Below are 2,121 nucleotides of genomic sequence, written 5' to 3' on the forward strand. Positions count from 1 at the left end.
ACCATCGAGCGCGTCGACACCGTCGGCACCGTGCCCCAGGAGCCCGACTCGGAGAAGGTCGCGAAGCGCTACGCGATCGCCGCCAAGATGCTGACCGCGCGCATCAACACCTGGTTCAACTTCCCGAAGTGGTTCTATCTCGACGAGCCGGTCAACACCTTCACCGCGCCGCGCTCCACTCCCGGTGGACTGTCCACTCAGTTCTCGTCGGTCGGCCACTACGACCTTCCCGCGGGCACGTCGATGGTCGTCACCCTGCCCAAGTCCGACGCCCCCTATCAGGGCTTTCAGCTCGGAAGCATGTGGTATATCTCGCTGGACTACGTGAACCATCAGACCTCGCTGAACTCGGCCCAGGCGCAGGTGGATCCGGACGGCATGATCCGCATGGTGATCGCGGCCAACGATCCCGGCGTCGCCAACTGGATCGAGACCACCGGTCGGCGGCGCGGGATCCTGCAGTTCCGGTGGCAGCGCATCGACCAGCCGATCACGCCCGAGCAAGGACCCACGGCGGTGGTCGTCGACGACGCCGACGTGCGGTCGTATCTGCCGTTCTACGAAGACAACCGAATCGATGCCGCAGGCTGGGCCGCACGGATCGCCGTGCGCCAGCGTGCCTTCGCCCGCCGCATGTTGGGATAGGAGCTCACCCATGACAGGACTGCTCGACGGCAAGGTCGTGGTCGTCTCGGGAGTGGGACCGGCGCTCGGCCGCGCGGTCTGCGTCCGGGCCGGAGCCGAGGGCGCCCGCGTGGTGCTCGCGGCACGGACCGCCTCGCGCCTCGACGAGATCGCGGGCGAGATCCGCGACGCGGGCGGCCAGGCGCTCACCGTGCCGACCGACATCACCGACGATGCCGCGGTCGCCGCCCTTGTCGAGAGTGCCGTCGGCGAGTTCGGCCGGGTGGACGTCCTGGTCAACAACGCCTTCGCGCTGCCGTCGATGAAGCCGCTGGCGCGTACGGACTTCGAGCAGATCGCCTCGAGTCTCGACCTCACGGTTCTCGGCGCGCTGCGCGTGATCAAGGCGTTCACCCCGGCCCTGGCCGAGGCGAACGGCGCGATCGTGAACATCAACTCGATGGTGATCCGACACTCCGAGCCGCGTTACGGCAGCTACAAGATCGCCAAGAGTGCGTTGCTGGCGATGTCGCAGACTCTCGCCACCGAGCTCGGCGGCGACGGAATTCGGGTCAACAGCGTCGCGCCCGGCTACATCTGGGACGACCAGCTGAAGTGGTACTTCGGCGAGGTCGCCAAGAAGTACGGCATCACGCCCGAGCAGGTGTATAAGCAGACGGCCTCGCGCAGCGACCTCAAGCGGCTGCCTGAGCCGGACGAGATCGCCGACGCGGTCCTGTTCCTGGCGTCCGACATGGCCCGGGCCATCACCGGACACACCCTCGACGTGAATTGCGGTGAATACCATGACTAGCGCTCAGCGCACCTCGGTCGGCGAGGTCGACGAACTGCACGAGTCGGCGACACGGACCGTCGGCCTGAGTGACTTCGGCGACGACGACTACCGCGAGGGTCTTCGCGTCCTCCTCGACTCGTATCGCGACGAGGCGGGTCTGACGCCCACCGGCAGCAAGATGTTCCGCTACTTCCTCAAGGGCGCGCTGATCGCGCGGCTGCTCAGCGAGGCCGGGTGGCAGAACAACCCGCGCTACGCCGACGTGTCGGTGACTCGGCCGGTCTTCGTCACCGGTCTCCCGCGCACCGGCACCACGGCGCTGCACCGGCTGCTGGCCGCAGATCCAGGCCACCAGGGGCTCGAGATGTGGCTCACGGAGTTCCCGCAGCCGCGTCCTCCGCGCGACACATGGGCCGACAACCCGGTCTTCGCGCAGATCGACGCCGGGCTGTCGCAGCATCATGTCGAGAATCCCGAGTTCATGGGGCTGCACTACATGAGTGCCGGCGAGGTGGAGGAGTGCTGGCAGCTGCTGCGGCAGTCGCTGATGTCGATCTCGTACGAGTCGCTCGCCCACATTCCGTCGTACTCGGCGTGGCTCGCGGAGCAGGACTGGACGCCCGCGTACGCCCGGCATCGTCGCAACCTGCAGTTGATCGGCGCCAACGACCCGGACAAGCGCTGGGTGCTCAAGAACCCGA

General features: G+C 67.3%; 2 protein-coding genes and 1 pseudogene. All 3 read left to right on the forward strand.

What is annotated here, in order from left to right; translation table 11 throughout:
- A pseudogene (locus GX543_RS01795) lies at window positions 1-645 on the forward strand (hypothetical protein); the annotation flags it as partial.
- A 10-nt stretch (window positions 646-655) separates the two neighbouring features.
- Window positions 656-1,438 (forward strand): SDR family oxidoreductase, encoded by a 783-nt coding sequence (locus GX543_RS01800; RefSeq protein ID WP_290849418.1) that lies wholly within the window; start codon window positions 656-658, stop codon window positions 1,436-1,438.
- Window positions 1,431-2,121: sulfotransferase (locus tag GX543_RS01805; protein WP_290849419.1), on the forward strand; the 691-nt coding region annotated here is incomplete at its 3' end. The genes GX543_RS01800 and GX543_RS01805, both read left to right, overlap by 8 nt.

This window comes from Gordonia sp. (in: high G+C Gram-positive bacteria) (assembly GCF_012515855.1).
Lineage (GTDB): Bacteria > Actinomycetota > Actinomycetes > Mycobacteriales > Mycobacteriaceae > Gordonia.